25 protein-coding genes and 1 pseudogene are annotated in these 25724 nt (G+C 65.5%); 10 read left to right on the top strand and 16 right to left on the bottom strand.

Annotation, left to right across the window (positions count from 1 at the left end):
• The first annotated feature begins 95 nt into the window (after positions 1-95).
• From ACQCSZ_RS15050 to ACQCSZ_RS15060, 3 genes and pseudogenes are all read left to right on the top strand, one after another.
• Entirely contained in the window at positions 96-509 is a 414-nt protein-coding gene (locus tag ACQCSZ_RS15050; RefSeq protein WP_427004541.1) for a TM2 domain-containing protein, read from the top strand.
• 348 nt (positions 510-857) lie between these two features.
• Positions 858-1022 (top strand): annotated as a pseudogene (locus ACQCSZ_RS15055) (TerC family protein); the annotation flags it as partial.
• A gap of 209 nt (positions 1023-1231) precedes the next feature.
• The gene (locus ACQCSZ_RS15060; protein WP_427004542.1) at positions 1232-1642 is read left to right on the top strand and encodes a hypothetical protein; all 411 of its coding nucleotides are present in this window, start codon (positions 1232-1234) and stop codon (positions 1640-1642) included.
• 102 nt (positions 1643-1744) lie between these two features.
• Here the strand turns inward: ACQCSZ_RS15060 and ACQCSZ_RS15065 are convergent, their stop codons facing one another.
• Positions 1745-2158 carry an ester cyclase gene (locus ACQCSZ_RS15065; protein WP_427004543.1) on the bottom strand — a complete coding sequence of 138 codons (414 nt, stop codon included), beginning with the start codon at positions 2156-2158 and terminating at the stop codon, positions 1745-1747.
• Positions 2159-2334: 176 nt separating this feature from the next.
• Between ACQCSZ_RS15065 and ACQCSZ_RS15070 the strand changes: the two genes are divergently transcribed.
• On the top strand, positions 2335-3531 hold the full coding sequence (locus ACQCSZ_RS15070; protein ID WP_427004544.1) for a TerC family protein: 1197 nt from the start codon (positions 2335-2337) through the stop codon (positions 3529-3531).
• 175 nt (positions 3532-3706) lie between these two features.
• A complete protein-coding gene (locus ACQCSZ_RS15075) occupies positions 3707-3883 on the top strand; it encodes a CsbD family protein (protein ID WP_427004545.1) in 177 nt (58 codons plus the stop codon).
• A 58-nt stretch (positions 3884-3941) separates the two neighbouring features.
• Here ACQCSZ_RS15075 and ACQCSZ_RS15080 read toward each other — a convergent pair whose 3' ends face one another.
• The 3 genes from ACQCSZ_RS15080 to ACQCSZ_RS15090 form a co-directional block, all read right to left on the bottom strand.
• A complete protein-coding gene (locus ACQCSZ_RS15080; protein WP_427004546.1) occupies positions 3942-5300 on the bottom strand; it encodes an MFS transporter in 1359 nt (452 codons plus the stop codon).
• A 281-nt stretch (positions 5301-5581) separates the two neighbouring features.
• Positions 5582-6184 (bottom strand): class I SAM-dependent methyltransferase, encoded by a 603-nt coding sequence (locus tag ACQCSZ_RS15085; protein WP_427004547.1) that lies wholly within the window; start codon positions 6182-6184, stop codon positions 5582-5584.
• 45 nt (positions 6185-6229) lie between these two features.
• On the bottom strand, positions 6230-6565 hold the full coding sequence (locus ACQCSZ_RS15090) for a cupin domain-containing protein (RefSeq protein WP_427004548.1): 336 nt from the start codon (positions 6563-6565) through the stop codon (positions 6230-6232).
• Positions 6566-6770: 205 nt separating this feature from the next.
• Between ACQCSZ_RS15090 and ACQCSZ_RS15095 the strand changes: the two genes are divergently transcribed.
• Both ACQCSZ_RS15095 and ACQCSZ_RS15100 read left to right on the top strand, forming a co-directional pair.
• A complete protein-coding gene (locus tag ACQCSZ_RS15095; protein WP_427008359.1) occupies positions 6771-8537 on the top strand; it encodes a RecQ family ATP-dependent DNA helicase in 1767 nt (588 codons plus the stop codon).
• Between the two features lie 426 nt (positions 8538-8963).
• The gene (locus ACQCSZ_RS15100; protein WP_427004549.1) at positions 8964-9296 is read left to right on the top strand and encodes a VOC family protein; all 333 of its coding nucleotides are present in this window, start codon (positions 8964-8966) and stop codon (positions 9294-9296) included.
• A gap of 55 nt (positions 9297-9351) precedes the next feature.
• Here the strand turns inward: ACQCSZ_RS15100 and ACQCSZ_RS15105 are convergent, their stop codons facing one another.
• The 10 genes from ACQCSZ_RS15105 to ACQCSZ_RS15150 all read right to left on the bottom strand — a co-directional run bounded on the left by ACQCSZ_RS15105 (position 9352) and on the right by ACQCSZ_RS15150 (position 21814).
• Entirely contained in the window at positions 9352-9651 is a 300-nt protein-coding gene (locus tag ACQCSZ_RS15105; protein ID WP_427004550.1) for a hypothetical protein, read from the bottom strand.
• A gap of 119 nt (positions 9652-9770) precedes the next feature.
• Entirely contained in the window at positions 9771-11528 is a 1758-nt protein-coding gene (locus tag ACQCSZ_RS15110; protein WP_427004551.1) for a thiamine pyrophosphate-dependent enzyme, read from the bottom strand.
• 270 nt (positions 11529-11798) lie between these two features.
• Positions 11799-13313: an amino acid permease gene (locus tag ACQCSZ_RS15115; protein WP_427004552.1), complete on the bottom strand. Its 1515-nt coding sequence runs from the start codon at positions 13311-13313 to the stop codon at positions 11799-11801.
• 75 nt (positions 13314-13388) lie between these two features.
• A complete protein-coding gene (locus ACQCSZ_RS15120) occupies positions 13389-14333 on the bottom strand; it encodes a glutaminase (protein ID WP_427004553.1) in 945 nt (314 codons plus the stop codon).
• The gene (locus tag ACQCSZ_RS15125) at positions 14330-15928 is read right to left on the bottom strand and encodes a PucR family transcriptional regulator (protein ID WP_427004554.1); all 1599 of its coding nucleotides are present in this window, start codon (positions 15926-15928) and stop codon (positions 14330-14332) included. Before ACQCSZ_RS15125 ends, ACQCSZ_RS15120 begins: the two co-directional genes overlap by 4 nt.
• A 195-nt stretch (positions 15929-16123) precedes the next feature.
• Complete coding sequence (locus ACQCSZ_RS15130) at positions 16124-16417, bottom strand: winged helix-turn-helix domain-containing protein (RefSeq protein ID WP_427004555.1); 294 nt, start codon at positions 16415-16417, stop codon at positions 16124-16126.
• Positions 16418-16488: 71 nt separating this feature from the next.
• A complete protein-coding gene (locus ACQCSZ_RS15135) occupies positions 16489-17799 on the bottom strand; it encodes a dicarboxylate/amino acid:cation symporter (RefSeq protein ID WP_211877044.1) in 1311 nt (436 codons plus the stop codon).
• Positions 17800-18501: 702 nt separating this feature from the next.
• Positions 18502-20004 carry an aspartate ammonia-lyase gene (locus tag ACQCSZ_RS15140; protein WP_427004556.1) on the bottom strand — a complete coding sequence of 501 codons (1503 nt, stop codon included), beginning with the start codon at positions 20002-20004 and terminating at the stop codon, positions 18502-18504.
• 85 nt (positions 20005-20089) lie between these two features.
• Positions 20090-20818 carry a FadR/GntR family transcriptional regulator gene (locus tag ACQCSZ_RS15145; protein WP_427004557.1) on the bottom strand — a complete coding sequence of 243 codons (729 nt, stop codon included), beginning with the start codon at positions 20816-20818 and terminating at the stop codon, positions 20090-20092.
• A 201-nt stretch (positions 20819-21019) separates the two neighbouring features.
• Positions 21020-21814 carry a carbon-nitrogen hydrolase family protein gene (locus ACQCSZ_RS15150; RefSeq protein ID WP_427004558.1) on the bottom strand — a complete coding sequence of 265 codons (795 nt, stop codon included), beginning with the start codon at positions 21812-21814 and terminating at the stop codon, positions 21020-21022.
• Between the two features lie 32 nt (positions 21815-21846).
• Between ACQCSZ_RS15150 and ACQCSZ_RS15155 the strand changes: the two genes are divergently transcribed.
• Positions 21847-22503 carry a GntR family transcriptional regulator gene (locus ACQCSZ_RS15155; protein WP_427004559.1) on the top strand — a complete coding sequence of 219 codons (657 nt, stop codon included), beginning with the start codon at positions 21847-21849 and terminating at the stop codon, positions 22501-22503.
• On the opposite strand, the gene ACQCSZ_RS15160 is transcribed toward ACQCSZ_RS15155, so the two are convergent.
• Positions 22500-23903 carry an MFS transporter gene (locus tag ACQCSZ_RS15160; protein WP_427004560.1) on the bottom strand — a complete coding sequence of 468 codons (1404 nt, stop codon included), beginning with the start codon at positions 23901-23903 and terminating at the stop codon, positions 22500-22502. The genes ACQCSZ_RS15155 and ACQCSZ_RS15160 overlap by 4 nt on opposite strands.
• 146 nt (positions 23904-24049) lie before the next feature.
• On the opposite strand from ACQCSZ_RS15160, the gene ACQCSZ_RS15165 reads away from it, so the two are divergent.
• On the top strand, positions 24050-24739 hold the full coding sequence (locus ACQCSZ_RS15165; protein WP_427004561.1) for a DUF2848 domain-containing protein: 690 nt from the start codon (positions 24050-24052) through the stop codon (positions 24737-24739).
• 216 nt (positions 24740-24955) lie between these two features.
• Here ACQCSZ_RS15165 and ACQCSZ_RS15170 read toward each other — a convergent pair whose 3' ends face one another.
• On the bottom strand, positions 24956-25261 hold the full coding sequence (locus ACQCSZ_RS15170) for an acylphosphatase (RefSeq protein ID WP_427004562.1): 306 nt from the start codon (positions 25259-25261) through the stop codon (positions 24956-24958).
• Positions 25262-25448: 187 nt separating this feature from the next.
• Here ACQCSZ_RS15170 and ACQCSZ_RS15175 point away from each other — a divergent pair, with 187 nt between their 5' ends.
• Positions 25449-25712 (top strand): YegP family protein, encoded by a 264-nt coding sequence (locus tag ACQCSZ_RS15175; RefSeq protein WP_427004563.1) that lies wholly within the window; start codon positions 25449-25451, stop codon positions 25710-25712.
• Positions 25713-25724: the final 12 nt, after the last annotated feature.

Genomic DNA, 25724 nt, shown 5'->3' on the forward strand with positions numbered 1-25724 from the left:
GCGCACTTGGATTCTTGGGGGATGCCGACTTTGACAGTGAGCAGCCGCCCGGCACCCTGGCAGCATCACATCTCACGTCATCGAAAGGCGCCACCATGACCCAGCCCCACCCCGAGGGGAACGTAAACCCCGCCAAAGCCGTACCGGAGGGTTACGAGTCCGCCCCGGCTACCTCGCCGTACCAACCGGCGGCACCCGACCAGTACGCCCCGCCCGCTCCCCAGCAGTACCAGCAGCAGCCCCCGATGCTGAACCCGGCCTACGGCTACCCGCAGCCGAAGTCCAGGCTCGTCGCCGGGCTCCTGGGCATTTTCCTGGGCGGACTCGGCATTCACCGCTTCTACCTTGGGTACACCACGATCGGCATCGTCCAGATTCTCCTCACAGTGTTCTTGGGGATCTTCACGTTCGGGCTGGTCGCTCTGTGGGGCTTCGTCGAAGGCATCATGATCTTCGCCGGTGCCTCCTACTTCCGGAACGATGCCAAGGGACTCCCCCTGCGCGACTGAGCGCAGTCCGGATCTTCCACCAGGGCGCTACTCCCGGCATTTGGGCAGCCGATTTACGGAAACGACGCTCGACGTCGTCCGCAGCTGCAGCGACGCCTTGATCGACGAGACTGAACGGAAGCGCCCGGCCTCCGCTCGCGCCCAGCGGAGGCCCAATCGGGACGGCATTAGGCCGCTGTGAAGGTCGTACGGTACGTGCCCCACGCGCTGACAGCGTATGGGGCGCGTACCCGGCGCACTGCCCACGCACCCCTATGGGTAGGCTAGGTCCCAGTACCGGTTGCCGTCTTGCGGGTGCGGCAGCAGCCCCGTCACCACGGCCGTCGTCGCACGGAAAGGCACACCAGCATGGACGTTCCGTCCTATGTTTGGATTTTGACCGTCGCCGGAATTGTGGGCCTCCTGGTCTTCGACTTCTTCTTCCACGTGCGGAAGGCCCACACGCCCACCCTCAAGGAATCGGCCACCTGGTCAGCCATCTACGTCGGGATCGCCCTGCTCTTCGGACTCGGCGCCTGATCTGTCCGTCCGCGATGCCGGGCCCCCGCTTCGGCGTCTCCGCCACCAGCGGCGTCTGATAGACAGATTTCATGACGCAACCGCATGATTTTGTAGCCATGGCCGACATCTTGAACCTCCGGTGCGTCGCGTGACTGCTGCCGACCGACTCCAGGGTCAGGATTGAGCAGCATCGGCTTCAGGCGCATCCGGAGCTGCGGACCATGGCGGCGGCGTCTGCCTCGGCAGAGTTCCGTAACGGGAGCGCGCTGGCCGAGCCGGTCCGCCCGTGGGATCCGGCGGAACCGCTGCCGATCATGACGGCCGTCCCCGACGACGGCGGATGGGGCCCGTCCGCCGCCGCCGAACGCCTTGAAGTGGGCTGTGCCGTGTCTGCTCTTCCAGATCCAGACGACCGGCCCCACCGGCCCTACCGGCTCTTGGCATTGCCCTTCTTCCGGACCGCCGGGGGCGGGGCCGGGAACCACCTGGGCGCTGCACTGCGCGCAATCCTGGATGCCTCCACCGAACTGGCCTCCCGCATCGGCGTCGACATCGTGCTGGTGCTGAGGGACAGAGCCGCGTTCTCACTGGCCCAGAAGCTGCGGCGGGAGGCAGCCGATGACTCGTCCTGACCCTCCCCCGGGGGGCCAGCTGCATGACAAAGCCAAGTCCCTCGGGCAGACTGCTTGCACTCCCGACCGGCAGGGCCCCTTGCTGGGCACTATTGCTGCGCCTTATTCGGGCACGGCGCCGATCTGCTGCATGAGGGTCATCGTGTCCGTGGCTCCCCAATGTTCAACGACTTTGCCGTTATCGACCCGGATGATGTCAACGCCGCTGAATTCGACGCGGCGACCGGTGGGCGCGACACCCATCAGTTCTCCTTCGTGCGTTCCGGTCAGGACCACGTATTGCGCCTCCAGATTTCCATCCACCAACGCCGGTTCCGTGGTCTTGGCCTTGAGGTCCGGGAACGCCGTCCGCATCGCGTTGACGAAGAACGCAACGCCGTCCTTGGCGGGCGATTGCCCGGGCAGGGGATCATGATCGACGAAGTCGTCACTCACCAGTTCATCGATGAGGGCGAGATTTCCGTCCCCAATCACCTCTGTGTAGAACCGCTTGATCATTCCAGTCCCGTCAGCCATTTCCGACTCCTTACAGTGGATGAGACCGCAGCCCAAGTTTCCCACTCCGGCCATGGCACATCAACGGCGCGCGCTTCCGCCGCTGCGGATAGGCTTGTTCGCGAGGCAGGCTGAATACGAGGGTGACATGCCCGCCCCCCCATGCAGCGGTGTTGGCCGCAAGCGAAGGATTGAGCATGGAAGTTCCCTCCTATGTTTGGATTCTGACCGTCATCGGGATCGTGGGCCTGCTGGTCTTCGACTACTTCTTCCACGTGCGGAAGGCCCACACGCCCACGCTCAAGGAATCGGCCACGTGGTCGGCCATCTACGTCGGGATCGCCCTGCTCTTCGGGCTCGGTATCCTGGCCTTCGGCGGACCCACGATGGGCACCGAATACTTCGCCGGCTATGTGACGGAGAAGGCCCTCTCGGTCGACAACCTCTTTGTCTTCCTCATCATCATGGCCAGCTTCCGGGTCCCGCGCGCCGACCAGCAGAAAGTGCTCCTCTTCGGCATCGTCTTCTCGCTGATCGCCCGCACGGCGTTCATCTTCCTCGGCGCTGCCCTGATCAACAGCTTCGCCTGGGTGTTCTACATCTTCGGACTGATCCTGCTGATCACCGCCGGCAACCTGCTCAAACCCGACTCGCACGACGACGACTCCGACGGCCTGGTGGTCCGGCTCGCCAAGCGCTTCCTTCCGGCCTCCGCGCACTACGACGGCGACAAGCTCTTCACCGTCCAGAACGGCAAACGCGTCCTCACGCCCATGCTGCTGGTGATGGTGGCAATCGGCGGAACCGACATCCTGTTCGCGCTCGACTCGATTCCCGCCATCTTCGGCCTCACCCAGAACGTCTTCATCGTCTTCACCGCGACGGCCTTCTCGCTCATGGGCCTGCGGCAGCTGTTCTTCCTCATCGACGGGCTGCTGGACCGTCTCATCTACCTCGCCTACGGCCTCGCCGGCGTCCTTGGCTTCATCGGCGTGAAGCTCGTCCTGCACGCCCTGCACGAGAACAACCTGCCGTTCATCAACGACGGCGAACACGTCAAGGTAGTGGAAATAAGCACCGGCCTTTCACTGGGCGTGATCCTCGGCGTCCTGGCCATCACCGTGCTGGCCTCCATCTTCAGCCCCAAGGGCAAGGCCAAGAACGCCGTGTCCGGCGCCAAACGGCACGCCATCGACTACCTGGACCTGAACTACGAGACCGACATCGCGGAACGCGAACGGATCTTCGACAAGATGACCGGCGAAGAGGCCCAGCTGAGGAAGCTCCCGGAAAAGTACAAACGGCTCATCCGCCACGAAACCGAATTCATGGACCTCCTCCACAAGGCGCACGCCGAGCACGACCAAGCCCTCCAGCGTGAGGAACAGCGCTAAGGATCTCAAGGCAGGGTCGGCAGGGTCCGGCAAACCCACGATTTTCCACCGGCGGTCCTGCCGCATCAATGACTGCATGGTGCCGAAGGCTTGGGTCGGACCCGGACAGTGTCTAGGATTAAATGGTGATCTGCTGGCAACCCGCCGGTAGCAACCAACCGCAGGGAGAATCACCATGGGTTTGGATGACAAGATCAAGAACACCGCCGAAAACATCGGCGGCAAGGGCAAAGAAGCCGCCGGTGCCGCGACCGGCGATGAAAGCCTGAAGGCCGAAGGCAAGGGCGATCAGGTGAAGTCGGACCTGAAGCAGGCCGGAGAGAAAGTCAAGGACGCTTTCAAGAAGGACTGACGGCAATCACAACAGCAGGGTGCGGCTCCGGCAGGAGCCGCTCCCTGCGCCGTCGTGCTTACCGCTGCTCCCGCCACCCCAGCGTCACCACAAACGCCACCGCACCCAGGCCCAGCATCACGAATACCATCAGCCCCCAGTTGTCCTGGTTGACGCCGCTGCCGTAGAAGATGCCGATCAGCACGGTCGCGGTGATCGCCCCGAGGTAGCGGCAGGTCTGGAAGATCCCGGCGGCGACGCCCCGCTCCTGCGGCTGGGTGGAGACGTACATGCCCTGGCTGGAGGCGATGCTGACTACAGCCCACGGCACGCCCATCAGCGCCGTGACGGCGAGCACCAGCGGGATGGCGAACGACGCCGTCAGCAGCCACATCGATCCGGCCGCCACCACCAGCAGCACGACGCCGGCGATCAGCACCCGCTTCACGCCGAAACGGTCGATCGCGCGGACCGCGAACGGCGTCGCCACCACCGACATGGCGGCCAGCGGCAGCATCAGCAGGCCCACGACGCCGGGATCGTAGCCCCCCGCTTCCTGCAGCAGTTGCGGCAGCCCAAAGAAGGCGAAGTAGTAGATGCCGTTGAAGACGGCGAAGCCCAGATAGACCAGCAGCAGCGGCCGGTTCCGGCCGAGAAGCCGCAGGTCCAGGAACGGCGGGCTGAACCGCAGCTCGCGCCACACAAACAGCGCGGCGAGCACAACCCCTCCCCCGAGCAGCCACCAGCGGAGTTCCGGCAGGACATCCAGAAGGGCCATCATCACCAGCAGCAGCGCTCCGACAAAGGCCAGGATCCCGGGAATATCCGAGCTGCGCAGCAGCTCAGCGGCGCTGCCGCGTTCCCGCTCGGCGTCGGCCGGGGCGAACCGCCGGACGATGAAGATCGCGGCCAGGGACAGCGGCACGTTGACCAGGAACAGGGCCTGCCACCCCACCAGGCTCACCAGCAGCCCGCCCACCACCGGCCCGACAGCCGCCGCCGAGGTGTTCGCCATCTGGATCCGCCCCAGCGGGCGCGTCGACTCCACCTTGGCCTCGCGGACCAGCGCCCCGACCATGACGACGGCGCTCGGGTAGGCCGTCGCGGTGCCGAGCGCCATGAAGACCCGTGCCACGCAGAGCAGTGCGAAGTTTGGCGCGAACGGCGCCAGCGCACACGTCACCGCCACCACCAGCATCCCGGACAGGAACAGCCGCCTCGGCCCGAACCGGTCCGCCAGCCGCCCCATCAGCGGCTGGCCCGCCGCTGAGGTGAGGTAGAACGCCGTGATCACCCAGGTGACCGTGGCGACGTCGAGCCCGAAATCCGCGCGCAGCACCACGAGGGCCACCGCGATCATCGACGAGTTCAGCGGATTCAGAGACGTGCCCAGGCTGAGGCCGGCGACGGCGAGGCTGTTGCGGGAAGAGTTGCTCACGGCAACAGTCTGTCCTACGGCGCCAGCCTAAATCGAACCACATGCCGCGGCATGGGCCGGTTGACGCGTCACGCAGGGCAGACTTTCAGCCCTGCGGCGGCCGGGATCTCCCGGAAAACCGCGGAAGACCGCGCGGCCGGGACCGAAAAAACTGCCTCCAGTGACGTCTGCCCGGATAGGTTCACGCCAGCAACAACCACCCAAGGGTCGATGCCGGGAGATGCCCGAGGCAGAGGGGCCATCGAAGCACGAGCGGGATCACAACAAGGCCGGTTCCGCCTTCACGACTTCCGGGCGATCACATCGAAAATGTGCCAGTGCTTCGGCCCCCTGAAGGACTGACCGTCGTCGTCGTACACCTCGAGCTTCAGGATCTTCAGCCCGTCGAAGAGCTGCCGCGCCGCCGCCTCTGTGTGGAAGTTCCATTCGGCAACGTCCGCCCAGGAATCCCGGTCCCCGAACAGGTTCACGGCGATGACGCCGGCGGGCCGGAGCGAATCCAGCATCATCCGCCAGATGCGTCCGAAGTCCTTCGGGTGGATGAAGGGCAGCGAGTAGCCGGCGAAGATCAGGTCCGCCTCCGGCAGGCCTCTGATGTCCTCGAACGGCCTCATGTCGACGTACAGGAACCGGTCCTTCGCCGGCGGCACAATTGCCAGCAGCCGCTCGCGTGTGCCGGGGAGAGAGTCAATGGCGTGCACTCGCCAGCCCTCAATCAGCAGGGCCAGTGTTTCTTTTCCCGCGCCGCAGCCCAGATCTATGGCCTGGCGGCCGTTCCCTGGACCGGCGAGGGCCATGGCGTCGAGGCAGAGCGGGCGCACGGATCGCGTTGCCTGGGCGGCGTTGTACTCAGCCCAGACTTTGCTCCCGGCAAGTCTTTCCACAGGATCAGTTTTCCGCTCTCGCGGGGGCGTAGCCACGATCGCCGCTCAGGTCCGGATCTTCGCCACCGTCATCAGGATCGCCGAGTCCTCTTCCGCTTCCAGGCTGTGCAAGCCGTCCGGAACGATCAGGAGGTCCCCGGCTTTTCCCTGCCACGAGTCCTCACCGGCCCGCAAGCGGACACATCCCCGGAGCACAAAAACGGTCGCCTCGCCGGGATTCAGGTGTTCGCTCAGTTGGGTTCCCGCCCTGAACGCCATGACCGTCTGCCGGAGGACCTTCTCGTGCCCGCCGAACACCGTGTCCGCCGCCCGGCCGCTGCCTGCCGCCAGCGCGGCCGCGAGCTGCTGCCGGGCCAGCGCCTCGATCGATATCTTTTGCATGAGGACACCGTACCCAGAATCGGGCCCGGTGCCGAGGGTCCTTTGTCCCGGGGCGAGTCCGCGGCGCCGCGGCGGACGGCGTTAGGCTGGACGGACGGCCGAAGCCACCGGCGCCCCGATCGTCCCAGCGGAGCACCACATGACCGACACCATCGCAGAACCTCCCTTCGGCCTATCTTCTGACGCTGAGCGCCAGTTGCCGCCTATGTCCCCCGCCGGTGTTCCCGCCGCGGTTCCCGCCCGCGCCGCGGACGACGCCGGCCTCCGCCGGCTCGCCGACGTCGCCTTCGGCCTCCCCCGCCTCCGTGGAGGCCAGCTGAGCGGGATTCGCGCCCTCACCACCGACCGGGACATCCTCGCCGTGATGCCCACCGGCTACGGGAAGTCGGCCATCTACCAGGTCGCCGCGCTGGAGCTGCACCGCCGCCTGAAACGCCCCACCGTCGTCGTGTCCCCGCTGATCTCCCTGCAGGAGGACCAGCTGGACGGCCTGCGGGAGGTGCTCGGTCCCCGGGGCGCTGTCGCGGTCAACTCCTCGCACAGCGCCGCCGAGCAGGAGCGCGCCTGGCAGGCGGTGGAGAGCGGCGAGGCCACCTTCCTGTACGTGGCCCCGGAGCAGCTGGCCAAGACCAGCACGGTGGAACGGATCGCAGCCCTGGACATCGCCTTGTTCGTGGTGGATGAGGCCCATTGCGTCTCCTCCTGGGGCCATGACTTCCGGCCCGACTATTTGCGCCTCGGCGAGGTCCGCGAGCACCTGGGCAACCCGACGACCGCCGCCCTGACCGCCACCGCCGCTCCCCCGGTCCGCGAGGAAATCCTGGCCCGGCTCCGCCTGCGCGACCCGCTGCCCCTCGTCCGCGGCTTCGACCGGCCCAACATCCGCCTCGACGTGCTCCGCGAGCAGGAGGACCAGGACAAACGTCGCAATGTACTCCGGCAGGCCACGGAGCTGATTGCCGGGCTCCGTGAAGCCGGGCCCGCCGACGAGGGCGGCTGCGGGTGCGGGCTGGTCTATGCCGCGAAGCGGAAGGACACCGAGAAGTACGCCGCGAAGCTGGTCAGGAGCGGCCTCCGCGCCGAGGCCTATCACGCCGTCCGCACCCCGGCCGAGCGCGAGGCCGTCCACCAGCAGTTCCTCGACGGCGAGCTGGACGTGGTGGTGTCCACCACGGCCTTCGGCATGGGGATCGACAAGCCCGACGTCCGCTTCGTGCTCCACGCGGACATCCCCGAGTCGCTGGACAGCTACTACCAGCAGCTCGGCCGTGCCGGGCGGGACGGTGCGCCCGCGGCCGCGGTGCTGCACTACCGCGCCGAGGACTTAGGCCTGCGCCGCTTCTTTGCCAGTCACAACGCGGACGAGGAACGGCTGCTGGCCGTCCTCAGGGTGCTGCGCGAGGCCGCCGCCTCCGGGATCCCGGTCCACCGGCCGGCGCTGGCGGAGCAGACCGGCATCCCCGCCCGCACGCTCACCGGGCTGCTGAACCAGTTGCAGGAAACCGGCGCCGTAAAGGTGGGCAAGCGGGGTGTCCGGCTCAGCCGCAAGGCGGACCTTGACCAGGTGGTGGGCCGCGCAGTCGAGTTGGCCGAAGCGCGGGAACGCATGGACAAATCGCGCATCGAGATGATCCGCGGCTACGCCGAAACGGACGGCTGCCGGCGCCAGTTCCTGCTGGGCTACTTCGGCGAGGATCTGCCGGGGCCCTGCGGCAATTGCGACAACTGCACCGACGGTTCTGTGGACGCCCCTCGCGAGGAGGAGCACCACGGCGGCGGAGCCGTGACGGACGCGGAGCCGTTCCCGCTGAACTCCCGGGTGGAGCACAGCGAATGGGGCCCGGGCCTGGTGAGGCGGCACGACGACGACATCCTGACGGTGCTGTTCGAGCAGGAAGGCTACAAGACCCTGTCCCGGAAGACGGTCCTGGAGCGCGGGCTGCTCGCGCGCTGCGGGGACAAGTGTGACTAGGGCGTGTCCACGCTCGCGATTCGCCATTCGCCGCCACGAAGACGGTCCCGACCGCCGCTAGTCGCCCGTCTCGGCGGCGACCGGCCTGCACGACTTCCCGAGTGGCGACGTCGTCCAAGGTTTTCTTAAGTACGCGGGGCGAGACTCGTCGCGTCTGAGATCTGACCTCAGGGCCTGCGATTGGGGCCCTGGAATGTCTCAACGGGTGAGAATCTCCCGCTGCTTCGGCAAAGTTTGCAGGCCGCTTGAGCCCTTCCGCCCGGGGCATCGCGTCCACCGCGTCCACGCGCGCCGCGTCCGACGGCGGCTGGTCGGCGCTGTAGGCACCGCACCATTGTGCGCCGGGGCATTCGGTCCTAGGGTGGTGCGTTCTCACCCAAGACCAGGAGGAACGATGTCGGCGAGCCGGCATTCTTTGAGATCGGCGTGGAAGATCCCCAGCGGGGCAAGGCGTTCTACGGGGCGCTCTTCGGCTGGGACTTTACTCCCGGACCCTCCGAAGGAGGAGGATTCATGATCGGCACGTCCGGGATCTCCGGCGGGATGCACGGCGGGGACCCCGGCGCTGTGCCGTACCTATTCTTCCGAGTGGACGACATGGATGCTGCGCTGGACCGGGTCCGAAAGCTTGGCGGCTCGGTCGATGACGCTGATCTTGGCGGCGAGGAGAGTGCCGCGGAGTACGGCAGGTTCAAGCTCTGCAAGGATGACCAGGGCTCAGCCTTGGGCCTCCACGAACCTCCCAAGACAGCTGCCTAGATTTCCGCCGCGGCCGATCTTCTGCGCAAGCGAGCCGGAGCGGGCCCGTGCCTCGTTAGCGTGGCTCCTGCTTGCGCCGGGGCTCCCGTCCCGCCGCAAGTCCGAGACGGCAGCAAGAGTTGCGGCCAAGTGCTCCGGTCCCTTGGGGGCAGCGGATCCCGTCCAATTCGGCCAGCAGTCCGGCTGCCCTGTCCGGATCCTGCAGCGCGAGTGCCAGCTCTGCGCCGTAGGCAAGGGCTTCGACCCGCTCCACGGTGCTCGCGTCGGTGACCCGTGCGAGTGCGCCGTCGAGGATCTTTGCGGCCTGGGCGCTCCCGGCTCCGCGCCGACCGCCCGGACCTGTGCTGCCGGCCACGGCGTACGGAGCGGACTTCCCGCCAGGGCTAACCCATCGGAGCTTTAACGGAAGCGGACGACGGCGGGGGTTCCCGCCGTCGTCCGCTTCCGCTTCCTGCGGAAGCCGGAAGGCGTTCGTTAGTAGGCCTTTACGCGCTGTTCGACGATGAGGTGGATGAGGGCAAACACCCCGCCCTGGTCGATGGCCTGGAGCGCAGCGTCGAGGGCGGCCGGCACGTCCTTGTCCTGGGTGACCGTGACGCCGAAGCCGCCGAAGGCTTGGGCCATGAGGCCGAAGTCAGGGTTTTTCAGTTGCGTGCCCGAAACCCGGGACGGGTAGTGGCGTTCCTGGTGGGTGCGGATGGTGCCGTATTCCTGGTTGTCCATCACGATGATGAGCGGCGTGGCTCCGTACTGGGCAGCGGTGGCCAGCTCCTGGCCGTTCATGAGGAATTCCCCGTCGCCGGCGATGGTGACCACGCGGCGCTGCGGACTGGCCAGCGAGGCGGCGATGGCCGAGGGAATGGAGTAGCCCATGGAGCCGTTTCTCGCGCTGATCATCGAAGCGTAGCGCCGGGTGGGGAAGTACCGGTGTGCCCAGTTGGTGTGCTCGCCCGCCCCGAAAGTCACCATGGCGTCCTCGGGAAGCCGCGGGACCAGGTTCGCCATCAGGGTGTCCATCCTTGCAGGCCCTTCGCAGGGGGTGACCGGCGGCAGGCTGGCGAAGGAAGTCTGCTCGGCGCGCATCCTGGCCGTCCACGCTTTCCACTCCTCTTTCATAGGCAGGTCGATTTCAACGAGATCCCGGACGAAGGCATCCGGTTTCGCCACTATCTGCCTCGAGACCGGACCTGAGCGGCCGCGCAACGAGGGGTCTATGGTCACCAGGAAGTTCTTCTTGTTCCAGTCCTGCCTGCAGACAAAGCCGTCCGTGATCACGTCCCCCGGGACGGTCCCGACGAAAACGAGGAGGTCGGTTTCCTCGAGCAGGTCGTACGTGGGGCGGGGGCGGCCGTAACCGATCGGGCCCACGTAGCTCGGCGAGTCGAAGGGAACTGTTCCCTGCGTGCGCCATTCCGCGGCGGCCGGGATGTGGTGCTTTTCGAGCCATTCTGTGAGTTGGTGGGCCGCTTCCTGGGACCAGTCGTTGCCGCCGGTGACAAAAAGGGGCTTCGAGGAATTTGCCAGGGCCGCGGCGAGTGCTTCGGCATCCGGGGTGCTCATTCCGCCGGTGGCCACGGGGATGGTGGGGTGCAGGGCTGGATCCACCTGCTGGCGGATGATGTCTTCCGGCAGACCCACCACCACCGGGCCCGGCCGTCCGCTCATTGACGCGAACATCGCTTCCGCAACGATCTCGGACGCCCGTTCGGCATGGTCAAGCACCATAACGCGTTTGGCTCCTGTGTCGAACCAGGCCTTGATATCAAATTCCTGGAACGCTTCGCGGTCCCGGTGGGCAAAAGGGATGAGCCCGACGAAGAGCAGCATCGGGGTGGAGTCCTGCCAGGCGGTGTGCAGGCCAACATGTGCGTTGGCCGCGCCGGGTCCACGGGTGACCATGGCCACGCCCGGACGCTGGTTCATCTTCCCGTCAGCCTCGGCCATGTAGGCGGCGCCGCCCTCATGCCGGCAGACCACCGTGTCGATGTCAGAGCCGTGCAGCCCGTCCAGCACGTCCAGGAAGCTCTCGCCGGGAACAACATAGGTGCGTTCGACTCCGTGGGCCACGAGGGAGTCAACAATCACGTGCCCGGCGGATTTCAGGGTACTGCCGCCATTCAGGTTCGCCGGGATAGTCGATGGGACGAGCTGTACGGGGCCTTGGTGGATGGTGTCGCCTTCGAACGGCTGCGTGTCGGTTGCGGTCATGGTGGATGCGGACTCCGTTGTCATCACTTCTTGTCTTCTCGGGTTGGGTTGGATTTGGATGCGTTGAGTGAGGGTGCAGGGCAGTTCCGCCGAATCCAGCGGAACGATTGGTGGTGCTTAGTCTGTTTCCGGTCCGGTGCAGAAGAAGCAGCCGTCCTCGCAACCGACTGTCGCCTGGCTTTCCGTAGGCGGGGTGTTGTGGCTCAGCGGATTGAGTAGCTTCATCGGGCTTTCAGTCGTTTCTTGAGGTTTGGGCTGGGCAGCGGAACCGGGGGCCGGTGGCAGGGTAATCGCCTACCGGATGGGAGTCCGGTTGGCCACCACGGGCGCGGCACCCGTATAGCCCTTCCGGGTCTCGGCGATCTCGTGGATCCGTTTCCGGCAGGCATACCAGCCGGCCACCATCAGGGCAGAAGCCACGACGGTCACCAGCAGGGTGAGCGGCGAGTCGATGAAGACCATAATCAGCACGCCGAGCAGGAACAGCAGCGACAGATAGCCGGTGTAGGGCGCACCAAACATTCGGAAGGAGGGGCGTTCCACCCAGCCCCTGTCCGCCCAGCGCTTGAGCTGGATCTGGCACACCACGATGGTGGCCCACGTGACGACGATTCCCACCGAGGCGACGTTCAGCACGATCTCGAAGGCCTGCGCGGGCACCAGGTAGTTCAGCGGGACGCCCAGCAGCGAGACCACCGCCGTGAGGGCGATGCCGCCGTAAGGGACGCCTGCCCTGTTCATGCGCTGGGCGAACCTCGGCGCCGATCCGGCCATGGACATGGAGCGCAGGATGCGGCCCGTGGAGTACAGGCCCGCGTTGAGCGAGGACAGCGCGGCGGTGAGGACCACCAGGTTCATGATGACGTCCACGCCCTGGATCCCCAGCGAGCCGAAGAACGTCACGAAGGGACTCACACCCTTCTCGTAGGACGTGTACGGCAGCAGCAGCGCCAGCAGGATGACCGAGCCCACGTAGAACACGGCGATGCGGAACACCACCGAGTTGATGGCCTTGGGCATGATCTTTTCCGGGTTTTCGGTCTCACCCGCGGCCGTGCCCACCAGCTCAATCGAGGCGTAGGCGAACAGCACACCCTGCATCAGGATGATCATCGGAAGCAGGCCGTTGGGGAAGATGCCGCCGTTGTCGGAGAGCAGGCTCAGCCCGACATCCTGGCCGTCCACCGGCGTGCCGAAGATGACAAAGTACGTGCCGATGATGAGGAACGCCCCCAGCGCCGCCACCTTGATCAGGGCGAACCAGAACTCGAGTTCGCCGAAGACCTTGACCGAGACGAGGTTGAGGCAAAGAACCACCACCAGCGCGATCAGGGCCCAGGCCCACTGCGGCACCGCGCCCATCCAGGGGACGTACTTGCCGAAGAAGTTCATGTAGAGCGCGGCGGCGGTGATGTCCACGATGGTGGTGGTGGCCCAGTTGATCCAGTAGAACCAGCCCGAGATAAAGGCCGCCTTCTCACCGAAGAACTCACGGGCGTAGGAGACGAACGAGCCCGACGACGGGCGGTGCAGCACCAGTTCGCCCAGCGCCCGGAGGATCAGGAAAGCAAAGAAGCCGCAGACCGCGTAGGCGATGACCAGGGACGGGCCCGCCGCGTTGAGCCGGCCGCCCGCGCCGAGGAACAGGCCGGTGCCGATGGCACCGCCGATGGCGATCATCTGGATCTGCCGCGCCTTGAGGCCCTTGTGGTAGCCGGCGTCTTCGGCATGGATCAGGGCATCCGGGGCGTGGGCGTGGCCGCCGTCGGCCTCGTTCAAACCAACCGCGTCATTGGGGTTGTTGGGCATGGGTGTTCCTTTCGACCTGTCAAAGATCCAAATGGGGGGTTCTAGCAGGAAATTGTGGGGACAGCCGGGGTCAGGTCAGAAGACCGACCACCCGGTGCGGTCGGACAGATCAGCGAGGGCCGCTGTCCCGGCCAGTGAATTGCCTTTGGCATCCAGCCGGGGGCTCCAGACGCAGATAGCGCCCTCGCCGGGGACGATGGCCAGGATGCCGCCGCCCACACCGCTCTTCCCGGGAAGTCCCACGCGGTAGGCGAACTCGCCGGCCGCGTCATACATGCCGCAGGTCAGCATGATGGAGCCGATGCGTTTGGCCTCGCTCCGGGAGACCACGGTGCCTTGGGCTCCCCGGCCGTCCTGCGCGAGGAAGAGTCCGGCCTTGGCCACCTCCACGCAGCTCATCATGATGGAGCACTGCCTGACGTAGTTTTCAACCACTGCGTGGGCGGGCCGCCGCAGGTTGCCGAAGTCCTTCAGGAAGTAGGCGAGAGCCAGGTTGCGGCTGCTGTTGGCGAGCTCACTCTCTGCGGCCACCTCGTCGATGAAAGGACTCTGTCTTCCATTCTGGTGACCCACCTGACCGGCGAGGAAGCGCAGGACCTGGCCGGCGGCGTCGGGAAATCTTTCCATCAGATGGTCCGTGACCACCAGGGCGCCCGAGTTGATGAACGGGTTCCGCGGGATGCCGTGCTCCACTTCAAGCTGCACCAGTGAGTTGAAGGACGTTCCTGACGGTTCGCGCAGCACCCGGGACCAGAGCGCATCGGGGTCATCGGCGCTGAGCGCCATGGCCAGCGTGAAGACCTTCGAGATGCTCTGGATGGAGAAGGGAAGATCGGCGTCACCGGAGCTGAACACGTCCCCGGACGTCGTGGCCACCGCAATTCCGAAACGGTCGAACGGCGGCGATGACAGGTGGGGGATGCTGGCGGGAACCCACCCTGTTTCACTCCGGGGCCGGTGGCTGCGGACAATGTCATCCAGGACCAGGCCAAGGGGCGGCGAATCGAGTGCTGTCATCATTTCTTGCCCAGATGCTCCTTATGCGTGCCGGCCCACTCCTGGATGTGAAGGAGGGCGACCAATGAATGGTGGGGATTGCTGAAGTTCAGGCCGGTGACACGGCTGACCTTGCTGATCCTGTAGTAGACGGTGTTCTTGTGCAGTTTCATCCGCTGGGCGCATTCGGCCACGTCCAGCGACGCGTCGAAATACGCCCGGAGGGTTTCGGCCAGCTCGGTATCGTCACGGAGGAGGGCCCAGAGGCTGCGATGACGGAAGGCCGAGGCGGTGAAGTTCTCAACTGCTTCGTAGAACAGGATGTCCGTTTCGAAATCGTCCACCGTGGCCACGGAAGCGGTCCCTGACCTCCGCATGCAGCCGAGCAGGGCCTCCGTCTTGGCGGTCACCGAATGAATCGACAGCAGATCCGGTGCGATTGGTCCCACCGCCGCGAACGGAGTGATGCCAAGGTGCTTCCCGGCGTCCCTGACGATGGCCTCGGCAAGGCTCCGAAGCCCGGCTTCGGCATTGGCGGACTGGAGTGCCGGGATGATCACGGCGGTGTCGCCGTTGAACTGTCCTACGATGGCCGACGGTTTGTAGGCCGCCGCATGGATCGACGCCAGGCTGGCGAGCTCCCCATGTTTGAGCGCTGCATCGTCTTCCTGCGCCCCGGCGGCCGACATTCCCAGCAGGATCAGTGCCGTGGGGCGGTCCGCAGGGATCTTCTCGCTGTGGGCGCTCGCCGCGGCTTCTGCCGGACCCGAAAGGATCCGCGCAATCCGGTCCTCGCGCATGTGCACCGACTGCTGGTTGCGGTAGCGGATCAGTTCGGCTGACACCCGCGCGGCTGATCCGGTCAGCACATAGTCAACATCAGCGCCGAAGCCGTCCCCGGTTTCCTGCAGCCAGATGTACCCCATGATGCGTTCGCCGGCGAACAGCGTGATGGCGACGCGCTCCCGCAGGCCGTCCTGGGGCCTCGCCGGAACCCGGACAGGCAGGCGGGTCCGGTGCAGTTCGCGGTAGGCACCCAGATCCTTGAGGAGGAGTTCGTATTTGCGCGGACCGCGCCGGGCCAGAATCGATGCCTTCCGCAGTTCGTCGATGTCGTTGGTCACCGTGGAGTACGCCAGGACCTTGTTGGCGGCGTCCTCGATGACCACGTGGCTGGACGTCAGGCGGGCCGTCGTCTGCGCTATGGCGAACAGGTCCTCTTCCAACAGCGTCAGCACTTCGCTCTGGTAGCTGGGCGGCTGGATCCGGTCCTTGGCAATGGACAGGAGCCGGTCCCAGTCCGCGTCCGGCTCCACCAGAAGGAGGCCCGTACCGGCAGCCCGGAGCAGCTCCTCGGCTTCCCCGAGCTCCCCGGGACCGCCTTTGACGGCCAGCACCAGGGGAGGATTCTTCAGGAGGCGCCGCAACGCCGGCAAGGCGGAGCGTCCGCGAACCCCGATCAGCAGGACGAATGCCGCCCCGCCGTCGGAAGTCTCGTCGTCGGCGTCGACGATCAGGAAGCGTTCGATCGGAGAATCAGCGCGGGACGGCCGGAGGATGAGGCTGGCGAAACCCAGAGGGAGATCCGACAGGATGTCGTCCACTGTAGCTGCGGCCATGAGCTTCCTTCTGACATCGACACCGGGCCGGACGGCTCTGTCCGGTCACCCAATGCTATCCAGAGCAAATGCCGGAGAATATGGAAGCTGACCTAAATTCCATGGCGGCTTTTAGGTCCCGGGACCAATGCGAACAGCGGACGACGGCGGGGGGTCCCGCCGTCGTCCGCCTACTTGGTAGCCGGCGCCGTCTGGCTAGGAGCCCGACTCCGGTTTTTCAGGGGCAAGCGCGTAGAAGGGTGTGAACCGGCATCTCGCTCCGGGGGAAATGTTGGAACGGACGATCGAAGCGGTCTCCAGCGCTGCCAGATGGTATCTGACTGAGCCCCGCGAGGAGGCGATGCCGTTGCTGATGTCGGCTACTTTGCTGGCGCCGTTGCTTGCCAGATACTCGACGATCTGTGATCTGATCGGTCTGCTTGGTGCTCTTTCCGGGCGCTCAATGTGATGCATATCCATCGACCTCTGGATCTCAAAATCAGTGGTCATTGCCATGGCCTTTCATCCGGTGTGGGGGGTAGATTCGCTGGCTGAGGGTTGGTGGGCGGAGCGAGATCCGGTCAGTGCATCGAAACGCGCCCAGGATCCCTGCTGTCTTCAGTGTCGTACGCGTCGTCAGCGTCGTAAGCAGCTTCCGCAGGTGATCCCTCGAGGAGGGAAGCAGCCTTGTCGTGGTTTCGGCCGATGACCGCGGTGGCGATGGCATTGCCCAGGATGTTGGTGGCCGTGCGTCCCATGTCCAGGAGCTGGTCGATCACCAGCAGGACACCTATTCCGGCGGCGGGGATACCGAAGGCAGGGACCACGGCCGCTACGACGACGAGTGACCCGCGCGGCACGCCGGCCATGCCTTTGCTGCTGAGCAGGAGCATTGCGGTCATCGCGATCTGCTGGCCAAGGTCCATGTCGATGCCGTAGGCGTTGATGAGGAAGACCGATGCGAAGGTCATGTACATCATGGACCCGTCCACGTTGAACGAGTAACCCAGGGGCAGCACAAAACCGGTGGTGCGCTTCTCGATGCCGAACTTGGTCAGGCCTTCAATGAGCTTGGGCAGCGCGGCTTCGCTGCTGGAGGTGGCGAATGCGATGACCATGGGTTCGCGCACTATCCGGACCAGCCGGAAGGCCGCCCGTCCGAGGAAGGCGACGGCGACGGCGATCATGATCGCCCAGAGTGCGGAGAGGGAGATGTAGAAGCCGCCGATGAACGACGCGTAGGTTGCGAAAGCGTCCACGCCCTTGGAGGTGAAGGCTGCCGCGATGCCGGCGAATACGCCCACCGGGGCCGCCTTCATCACGTATCCGGTGACCTTCAGCATGATGCCCATCAGTTCGTCGATGGCATCCGCTATGGAGGAGCGGCCCTTCTTCCGGAGGTTCAGCAGGGCGATGCCGAAGAGAGCGCCGAATACGAGGATCTGAAGGGGGTTGTTTTCCGTCAGTGCGGCGAAGACGCTCGTGGGGATGATGTGGGTAACAAACGCCTGGTAATCGAGGGGCTTCGTTTCCATTCCCGCGTCACCTCCCGGCATCAGGTTGAGCCCGTCACCGACGTTGAGTATATGGGCCGTGATAAATCCGAAGGCGCCTACCAGGACGGAGGCGGACAGGAACCAGATCATGGAGCGGCCAAACAGCTTGCCCACCCCGGCGGATTTGGCCGCTCCTGCGATGCCGGACACCAGGGTGGCGAAGATCAGCGGGGCAATGATCATTTTGATGAGGTTCAGGAACATGTGCGTCACGGTGTCGAGGACGGCCACGACGGAACCGCGCGTGTCCACCGGCAGCAGCCAGTGGAAGAGCAGCCCGCTGAGGATTCCGAACACGAGCGCTGCCAGAATCCACATGGTTGATTTGTTTTTCAAGTTAGTCCTTGTCTAGAGGCCGGGATGGTGGCCCGGTGTTGGAACGGTCCTCGTCCTCGAGTTCCGTTTTCTCTGTAGTCAGTAGGGATTTTGGGCGCGACGGTGCGCCCCCGGCTCCCTGGTCGGACGGGGTGGTCGCTGGTCGAGCTTGTCGAGACCTGGTTTCGACAGGCTCAACCAGCGGCGGTGGGCCCACGACCGCAGGGTTCCCTAACTGAGCTTGCGAGGTTAGGGAGCGGTTGGGTGGGCCCACGACCGCAGGGTTCCCTAACTGAGCTTGCGAGGTTAGGGAGCGGTTGGGTGGGCCCACGACCGCAGGGTTCCCTAACTGAGCTTGCGAGGTTAGGGAGCGGTTGGGTGGGCCCACGACCGCAGGGTTCCCTAACTGAGCTTGCGAGGTTAGGGAGCGGTTGGGTGGGCCCACGACCGCAGGGTTCCCTAACTGAGCTTGCGAGGTTAGGGAGCGGTTGGGTGGGCCCACGACCGCAGGGTTCCCTAACTGAGCTTGCGAGGTTAGGGAGCGGTTGGGTGGGCCCACGACCGCAGGGTTCCCTAACTGAGCTTGCGAGGTTAGGGAGCGGTTGGGTGGGCCCACGACCGCAGGGTTCCCTAACTGAGCTTGCGAGGTTAGGGAGCGGTTGGGTGGGCCCACGACCGCAGGGTTCCCTAACTGAGCTTGCGAGGTTAGGGAGCGGTTGGGGACTATTTGCTCAGGTTGGCCAGGCGTTGGGGGCTGAGGAGCTCGTCGAGCTGCTCGGCGGTGAGCAGCCCGTGTTCGAGCACCAGTTCAGCGACGCCCTTGCCGGTGGCGAGGGCTTCCTGGGCGATGGCGGTTGCGGTGGAGTAGCCGAGGTGGGGGTTCAGCGCCGTGACCAGGCCGATTGACTGTTCCACCGTCAGCCGGAGGCGTTCGGTGTTGGCGGTGATGCCCCGGACGCAGCGTGCCGTGAGGGTGCGGCAGGCCGCTTCCAGGTGGGAGATGCTCTTGTGGAGGCTGTGGACGATGATCGGTTCGAAGGCGTTGAGCTGAAGCTGCCCGGCCTCGGCGGCCATGGTGATGGTGACGTCGTTCCCCACGACCTCGTAGGCCACCTGGCTGACGACCTCCGGGATGACCGGGTTGATCTTGCCGGGCATGATGGAGGAACCGGACTGCACGGCGGGCAGGTTGATTTCGCCGAAGCCGGCCCGCGGGCCGGAGGAGAGCAGCCGCAGGTCGTTGCAGATCTTGGACAGCTTCACGGCGACGCGCTTGAGCACCCCGGAGAGGTGCACGAACGCGCCCACGTCCTGCGTGGCCTCGATGAGGTCCACCGCGGTGACCAGGGGCAGGCCGGTGATCTCGGCCAGGTGCCGGCAGGCCGCCCCGGCGTAGCCTGCGGGGGCGTTCAGCCCGGTACCGATCGCCGTGGCACCCAGGTTGATCTCGTGGATCAGCAGGTCAGCCTCGGCCAGCCGCAGCCTGTCTTCGCCGATGGTCACGGCGTAGCTGCCGAATTCCTGGCCCAGGGTCATGGGGACCGCGTCCTGCAGCTGGGTGCGCCCCATCTTGACCACCGTGCGGAACTCGAGGGCCTTGGCGGCGAAGGCCTCCTCCAGTTCCTCGAGTGCTGCCAGCAGTTCCCGGGCGGCGAAGATGGTGCCCAGCTTCACGGCCGTGGGGTAGACGTCGTTCGTGGACTGGCTGAGGTTTACGTGGTCGTTCGGGTGCAGCCGGGCGTAGTCGCCCTTGGGGCGGCCCAGGATTTCCAGGGCCCGGTTGGCAATCACCTCGTTCGCGTTCATGTTCGACGACGTCCCGGCGCCGCCCTGGATGACGTCCACCACGAACTGCTCGCTGAACTTGCCGCTCAGCACATCCATGCAGGCGTCCTCGATCGCCCGGGCCCGTTCGGCGTCCAGGAGGCCGAGTTCGCGGTTGGTGCGGGCGGCCGCCATCTTCACGGCGGCCAGCCCGCGGACCAGGTGCATGTTGGAGGACAGCGGCTGGCCGGTGATGGGGAAGTTCTCCACGGCGCGGAGCGTGTGGACACCCCAGTAGGCGCCGGCGGGCACGTCGCGGTCCCCGAGCAGGTCGTGTTCGGAACGGGTGTCCGTGGCGGTGCTGATGGTGGGGTCCTCGCAGGGCTTCGTTGACGGGTTTGGACAAGGAAATCTTGGGCCAGAGGCAGGTCTGAGTGATGCCGCAGCCGGCACTATGGGCATGGTTGTGCCACGGCAAGGAGGCCGCGCGGGGCTTGCGGCGATGCGGCAGGTCAGGGGACGCTGAGCGACATTCGGGGCTTAGGACTTAGTGCGTATGGCCGGATCGGGAGTTCCCGCCTCCGGGGACAACGGTGCTCAGGGCGCATTCGACGCCGTGCAAATGCATTCTCATGGCCCGGGATGCGTCGTCGGCTGATCCATTCTCGATGGCAGCGAAAATCCGGGCGTGCTCTTCACCCGATTCCTTGCGCCGGTCCGCCACGAGGTTGAGGGTATTCGATTGGTTGGCCATGGCGTCGCAGATATCTGACAGGAATGTTTCGAAGACGCCGTTGCCGCTGCACCGGGCGATGGTCACGTGGAACTCAGTGTTCAACAGCACCCACTGCTGGAGATCGTCCTCCTCGGCCATCTCCTCAAGGATTTCGCGCAGAGCCTCCAGGTCTTCGGGACTGCGGCGTTGGGCCGCAAGGCCGGCGGCAGGAACTTCTACGTGGGGACGGGCTTCCACGAGGGCGCTGGCCGAGTATTTGCCGAGTTTGAGGTCCTGGGCGACTTTATCAGCGATGACAAAGGTGCCCTTGCCCGTGTGGGTGGCGGTCAGTCCCAGTGCGGTGCACGAGCGCAACGCCTCCCTGACCATCGTGCGGCTCACACCGTACTGCTTGGCAAGCGCTGCCTCCGAGTCGAGGCGGGTACCAACCGGAATCTTGCCGCCTTCAATGGCGCCCCGGAGCGATGCGAAAACCGCTTCAGCCGCGCCAACGCGTACCACTCGGTCTTGTCTAGCTGTCCAGCTGTCCAACAGGTCCATATGAAAACTATGGCATCTGTCACACAGCCTGTCAACGACGCCGCGGAAATGTTGCGCAGGGAACGGCGCCCAGTGGCCCGATTTCAAGGCGTGCGTCCAGTTGGGCGCTGCTGGTGCTGACCCCTGGTGATGGGGCACCGATAGAAGGGACGACGGCGGGAGGCCGCGCCGTCGTCCGCTTCCTTTTTCCGTGTGCTCGGCCTAGAAACTCCTGGCGTTCGCCAGGACCGGCAGCTTTCCGCGGACCTCTGTGACGACGGACGGGTCAATGTCCACGACCACCAGTTCGGGTTCGCGACCCAGGGCAACGAGGGGAGAGCCAAGTGGCGATACCACGGCGCTGTGGCCGATCCCGGTGGGGGCGGCGCCGGCAGCCGGCCGGCCGATGCTGGCGGGATCGCCCTGGCCGCAGGCCACCACGAACGTGGTGCTGTCCACGGCGCGGGCCCGGACCAGCAGGTCCCACTGCTCCGCCTTTCCTTCACCGGCACCCCACGACGCGCAGACAATGTTGACTTGGGCGCCCGCCCGTGCGTTGGCCGTAAAAAGCGCAGGGAAGCGCACGTCGTAGCAGGTGGCGAGGCCTATCACCGTGCCGTTGACTTCGAAGGTCACGGGTGACGTGCCGGCGTCCACCGAATCGGACTCGGCGAAGCCGAAGGCATCAAAAAGGTGGATCTTGTCGTAGGAGGTGTCGATCCCCGGGCCGGTCACGAGCAGGGTGTTGCGCACCCGGCCATCGTCTCCCGGGGTGAACATGCCTGCCACGACGGTGATCTCCAGATCCCTGGCTATGTCGCGGACGGCCGCGGCCCACGGGCCGTCCAGCGGCTCGGCGATGTCCGCGAGGCTGTTGCCGAAGGCGCGCATCGCGGCTTCCGGGAACACCACAAGCTCGGCTCCGGCGGCTTTGGCGCCCGTGGCGTATTCTCGAATCAGCTCCAGGTTGGCAGCCAGATCGGCTCCGGTGATGATTTGGGCCACTGCTAAACGCATGAAATTACTCCAGTCTGTTGTATACATAATGTATGCGAAAAAGTTCGGGGACAGCGGCGTCCGGCCGCGAGAAGGCGTACGCGTATCTGCGTGAGAATGTTCTGATCGATCCTGAAATGCAGGGCCGGTTTCTCAACGAGCAGGAGCTTGCCGCCGAAATCGGGGTCTCGCGCACGCCCGTCCGTGAAGCACTGCTGCTCCTGGTATCCGACGGGCTCGTGGAACTGATTCCGCAGCGAGGCGCCTATGTCCCCTTGGTGACGGGCCGCGAAATCTCCGAGCTGATGGAACTGCGAGGCGTGCTCGAAAGCCATGCAGCCCGATTGGTCATCGAACAACGCAGGGTGCCTGCCAAGACGATGCAGGACACTCTGGACCAGCAGGCCAAGCTTCCGGACAACCTCAGTCCAGAAGCCGCGCGGGAATTTATCCGCCTGGATACCCTTTTCCACCAGCAGCTCATCGACGCCGCGGGCAACGAACTCATCTCCCGCACCTACAGCAAGCTGCACGTCCGGCAGATCCTGGTGGGGGTATCCGCGCTCTTCCGTGTTGGCGGCCGGCGTGAGCAGGTGTGCGCCGAACACCAGGACATCCTCGATGCCCTGGTATCCGGCGACGCCGCGAAGGCCCAGGAAGCCATTGACCATCACCTGGCTGTCACCCGGGATCTTCTGCTCCGCACCTAGTTCAGTTGCTCAGCGGGATCCCCGACGCCGGCCTGCTGGCGCGCTGCTGCGGATCCTTCCAGGAGCAGGCGGTAGTCCTCGTCCTCCACAGTGTTGGAATCCCGGCCGAGGGCCAGTCCCACCACGGTGACGGCGCCGGCAACGGCGACGTAAATGGCCACCGGAATCCAGGTGCCGAACTGGGAGAGCAGCAGCGTGAACATCAGCGGCGCTATGGCTCCGCCGATCACGCCGGCGAACGTGTACGCGAGCGAACTTCCAGTGGAGCGGAGACGCGGTGAGAACTGCTCCACGATGAAGGCGGCCTGCGGGCCATACATGAAGGAGTGCGCCATCAGGCCCAGCACGATGCCCACGATGAGCATCGGCTGGTTGTTGCCGCCCAGGACTCCGAAGAAGACGAACGTCCATACCGCACCCACCACCGCGCCGGTGCCATAGACCAGGCGGCGGTTGAACCGGTCGGAGACGGCGCCGGCCAGCGGGATCATGAACAGCTGGAACGCCGAGCCGATCAGGACGGCGGTGAGCACCTGGTTGCGCTCGTAGCCGAGGACCTGGATGCCGTAGGTGAGGGTGAAGACGGTAAACAGGGCGTACAGCACATCGGGTCCCACACGGCACAAAATGGCGGCGATCAGCGGGCGGAGTTCTTTGCTGAAGACCTCACGGACGGGGGCGCTGGGCTGTTCGCCGTGGGCCTCGATCGCCTTGAAGACAGGGGTGTCTTCAAGCTTCAGCCTGATCCAGAGGCCGAAGCCGACCAGCAGGGCGGACACCAGGAAGGCGATGCGCCAGCCGAAGCCGATGAACTGTTCCTCGGTCAGCGCCAGGGTGAGGACAGCGAGGGCGCCGTTGGCCAGGAGGTTGCCGGCGGGCGGGCCCACCTGGGCTGCTGAGGCCCAGAAGCCGCGCCGGTGGGGGTCGCCGTATTCGCTGGAGAGCAGGACGGCGCCACCCCATTCCCCGCCCACGCCAACGCCCTGGGCGAACCGCAGCAGGACCAGGATGATGGGCGCGGCGATGCCGATGCTGCCGTAGCCGGGCAGCACACCGATCAGCACTGTGGCCACGCCGATGATCATCAGGGTTGTGACCAGGACCTTCTTGCGGCCGATCCGGTCGCCAAGCCGGCCAAAGATGATGCCGCCTACCGGGCGGGACACATAGCCCACGGCGTAGGTGGAAAAGGCCAGGATGGTCCCGGTCAGGGGGTCGGACGAGGGGAAGAAGACGATGGGAAATACGACGGCGGCTGCCGCCGAGTAGACGGCGAAGTCGTACCACTCGAGCGCGGTGCCGGTGAGGCTGGCGGCAAAGGCCTTGTAGAGACCCTTGGGGTGAATCGGCTTGTCCGGGCGCGGCGCTGCGCCGGAAGCCGGAACTGGGACGTTGGCCATGGTGTTGTCCTCCACGAGATTTTTACGGTGACGCCTGTCACGCTGGCGTTAAATGTATACATTACGCATACTGGATGTACATTGGCGACCGTTTCCGGTTTCCGGTTTGTAAATTTCTCCAGCACAACCAAAGGATGGGCTCCAACATGACGACGATTCTGAGCTTCGAACTCCCCGACGGTCGCACCCAGGACGTCCAGGTAAAGCACCTCTTGAATGCGGGCTACGCAGGGCGGGAGCAGGAGGAAGTGCAGGCCCACATCGCCGAGCTGGCCGAACTCGGCGTTCCGGGCCCCACCACGACTCCGGCCCTCTATCCAGTGTCCCCCTACCTGGCGCAGCAGGTATCGGAAGTCCGCGTGCAGCATGGCAGGACCTCCGGGGAGGCTGAGTGGGCGCTGGTCATCACCGACGACGGCGTGCTCCTCACTGTTGCGTGCGACCACACCGACCGCGAACTCGAGGTCCACGGGGTGGCCTGGAGCAAGAACGCCAGCCCGGACGTCCTGGGCCGCAAGGCCTGGCGTCTGGATGACGTACGGGACCACCTGGACCAGATCACCCTGAAGGGATGGGTAGGGACTGACGACACCCCGGATACCCTGATCCAGGACAGCTCGCTGGGAGCCCTGTTGACGCCCGACTACTGGCTGGACGTACTCACCGAACGCGGCCTGAACCAACCCGGAACTGTCCTCATCTCCGGCACCGTGGCCATGACCAGCGGGGTTGACCAGTTTGCCCGCAGCTGGAAAGTGGAAATGAAGGATCCCGTGACCGGCGCCTCCGTGGACGCCCAGTACGTCGTGGAGAAGATGGCTGAGCCGATCGGCTGATTTACCCCTTCAAGCAAAGCCAAGAGGACGACGGCGGTGATTCCCGCCGTCGTCCTCGTCTCATTTGCCCAACTGACTCGCAGTTGTTGCCGTTTTGAGCGTCCAAAACGGCAACAACTGCGAGCTACATGGGGCGGTTAGCCCAGCGTCGAGGTGTCGATGACGAAGTGGTACCGCATGTCGGAGGCCAGGACGCGTTCGTAGCCGCCGTTGGAACTAGTACCCCACCTGGAATCCGCTGAACTCCCCTGTCGCGGCCGTGAGGGCTTCGTCCACGTTTTCCACCCGTCCGGGCGCCTCCGGCGAGCGCAGCCAGCGCCGGAACTCCAGGACCACAGCCTGCGGCCCCTCGGCGACGACGGCGACCGAGCCGTCGTCGTTGTTCCTGACCGTGCCGGTCAGCGCGAGCTCCTCGGCCTTGCGCACCGTCCAGTACCGGAACCCGACGCCCTGCACCACGCCGTCCACCCGTGCCTTCAGCCGGACGAACTCCCCGGACTCCGCCTCTGGAAACTCAGCCATGCTCCCAATGTAGCGCCGGGCACACTATCAGGCACCAGACACAAGGGGACTTTGGCCCCTTCCGCGACCGTTTCGCCCGGGAGAGGCTGGTCTTTCAGCGTTGCGGGATCTTGTGGAGCAGACGGCATCAGCACAGGGACGTGCCCTGACCGCCCGCGGCGGCGCTACTGCCAGAAAGGACACGACGATGGCAGGACAATTTGAAATCTTCATGGACGCGGAGTCGAACGTCAGGTTCCGGCTCCTGGGAGCAGACGGTACAGTACTGGCCACTTCCATGGCCTTCGAGGACAAACAATCCGCCGCTGACGGCATCAGGGCAGTCCGCGAGTGCGCCGGCACAGGCCTGATCACGGAGGCCCGCGCGAACGCGTGGGGCGGGACGGGCCGGACCAGGAAAGGCATCCCGACGCCGGCCAATCGAAGGCACCGGCACTCCCCCGCGGTGTAGTGCTGTCCGACA

The sequence above is a fragment of the Pseudarthrobacter sp. H2 genome, assembly GCF_050157045.1.
In the GTDB taxonomy this organism is placed as follows: domain Bacteria; phylum Actinomycetota; class Actinomycetes; order Actinomycetales; family Micrococcaceae; genus Arthrobacter.

What these genes read in the sequence shown, in the direction of transcription:
- ACQCSZ_RS15050 (WP_427004541.1), top strand. Translation starts at nt 96, where the DNA reads ATGACCCAGCCCCACCCCGAGGGGAACGTAAACCCCGCCAAAGCCGTA.
- ACQCSZ_RS15060 (WP_427004542.1), top strand. Translation starts at nt 1,232, where the DNA reads ATGGCGGCGGCGTCTGCCTCGGCAGAGTTCCGTAACGGGAGCGCGCTG.
- ACQCSZ_RS15065 (WP_427004543.1), bottom strand. Translation starts at nt 2,158, where the DNA reads ATGGCTGACGGGACTGGAATGATCAAGCGGTTCTACACAGAGGTGATT.
- ACQCSZ_RS15070 (WP_427004544.1), top strand. Translation starts at nt 2,335, where the DNA reads ATGGAAGTTCCCTCCTATGTTTGGATTCTGACCGTCATCGGGATCGTG.
- ACQCSZ_RS15075 (WP_427004545.1), top strand. Translation starts at nt 3,707, where the DNA reads ATGGGTTTGGATGACAAGATCAAGAACACCGCCGAAAACATCGGCGGC.
- ACQCSZ_RS15090 (WP_427004548.1), bottom strand. Translation starts at nt 6,565, where the DNA reads ATGCAAAAGATATCGATCGAGGCGCTGGCCCGGCAGCAGCTCGCGGCC.
- ACQCSZ_RS15095 (WP_427008359.1), top strand. Translation starts at nt 6,771, where the DNA reads ATGTCCCCCGCCGGTGTTCCCGCCGCGGTTCCCGCCCGCGCCGCGGAC.
- ACQCSZ_RS15110 (WP_427004551.1), bottom strand. Translation starts at nt 11,528, where the DNA reads ATGACAACGGAGTCCGCATCCACCATGACCGCAACCGACACGCAGCCG.
- ACQCSZ_RS15115 (WP_427004552.1), bottom strand. Translation starts at nt 13,313, where the DNA reads ATGCCCAACAACCCCAATGACGCGGTTGGTTTGAACGAGGCCGACGGC.
- ACQCSZ_RS15120 (WP_427004553.1), bottom strand. Translation starts at nt 14,333, where the DNA reads ATGATGACAGCACTCGATTCGCCGCCCCTTGGCCTGGTCCTGGATGAC.
- ACQCSZ_RS15125 (WP_427004554.1), bottom strand. Translation starts at nt 15,928, where the DNA reads ATGGCCGCAGCTACAGTGGACGACATCCTGTCGGATCTCCCTCTGGGT.
- ACQCSZ_RS15130 (WP_427004555.1), bottom strand. Translation starts at nt 16,417, where the DNA reads ATGACCACTGATTTTGAGATCCAGAGGTCGATGGATATGCATCACATT.
- ACQCSZ_RS15140 (WP_427004556.1), bottom strand. Translation starts at nt 20,004, where the DNA reads ATGCCCATAGTGCCGGCTGCGGCATCACTCAGACCTGCCTCTGGCCCA.
- ACQCSZ_RS15145 (WP_427004557.1), bottom strand. Translation starts at nt 20,818, where the DNA reads ATGGACCTGTTGGACAGCTGGACAGCTAGACAAGACCGAGTGGTACGC.
- ACQCSZ_RS15150 (WP_427004558.1), bottom strand. Translation starts at nt 21,814, where the DNA reads ATGCGTTTAGCAGTGGCCCAAATCATCACCGGAGCCGATCTGGCTGCC.
- ACQCSZ_RS15155 (WP_427004559.1), top strand. Translation starts at nt 21,847, where the DNA reads ATGCGAAAAAGTTCGGGGACAGCGGCGTCCGGCCGCGAGAAGGCGTAC.
- ACQCSZ_RS15160 (WP_427004560.1), bottom strand. Translation starts at nt 23,903, where the DNA reads ATGGCCAACGTCCCAGTTCCGGCTTCCGGCGCAGCGCCGCGCCCGGAC.
- ACQCSZ_RS15165 (WP_427004561.1), top strand. Translation starts at nt 24,050, where the DNA reads ATGACGACGATTCTGAGCTTCGAACTCCCCGACGGTCGCACCCAGGAC.
- ACQCSZ_RS15170 (WP_427004562.1), bottom strand. Translation starts at nt 25,261, where the DNA reads ATGGCTGAGTTTCCAGAGGCGGAGTCCGGGGAGTTCGTCCGGCTGAAG.
- ACQCSZ_RS15175 (WP_427004563.1), top strand. Translation starts at nt 25,449, where the DNA reads ATGGCAGGACAATTTGAAATCTTCATGGACGCGGAGTCGAACGTCAGG.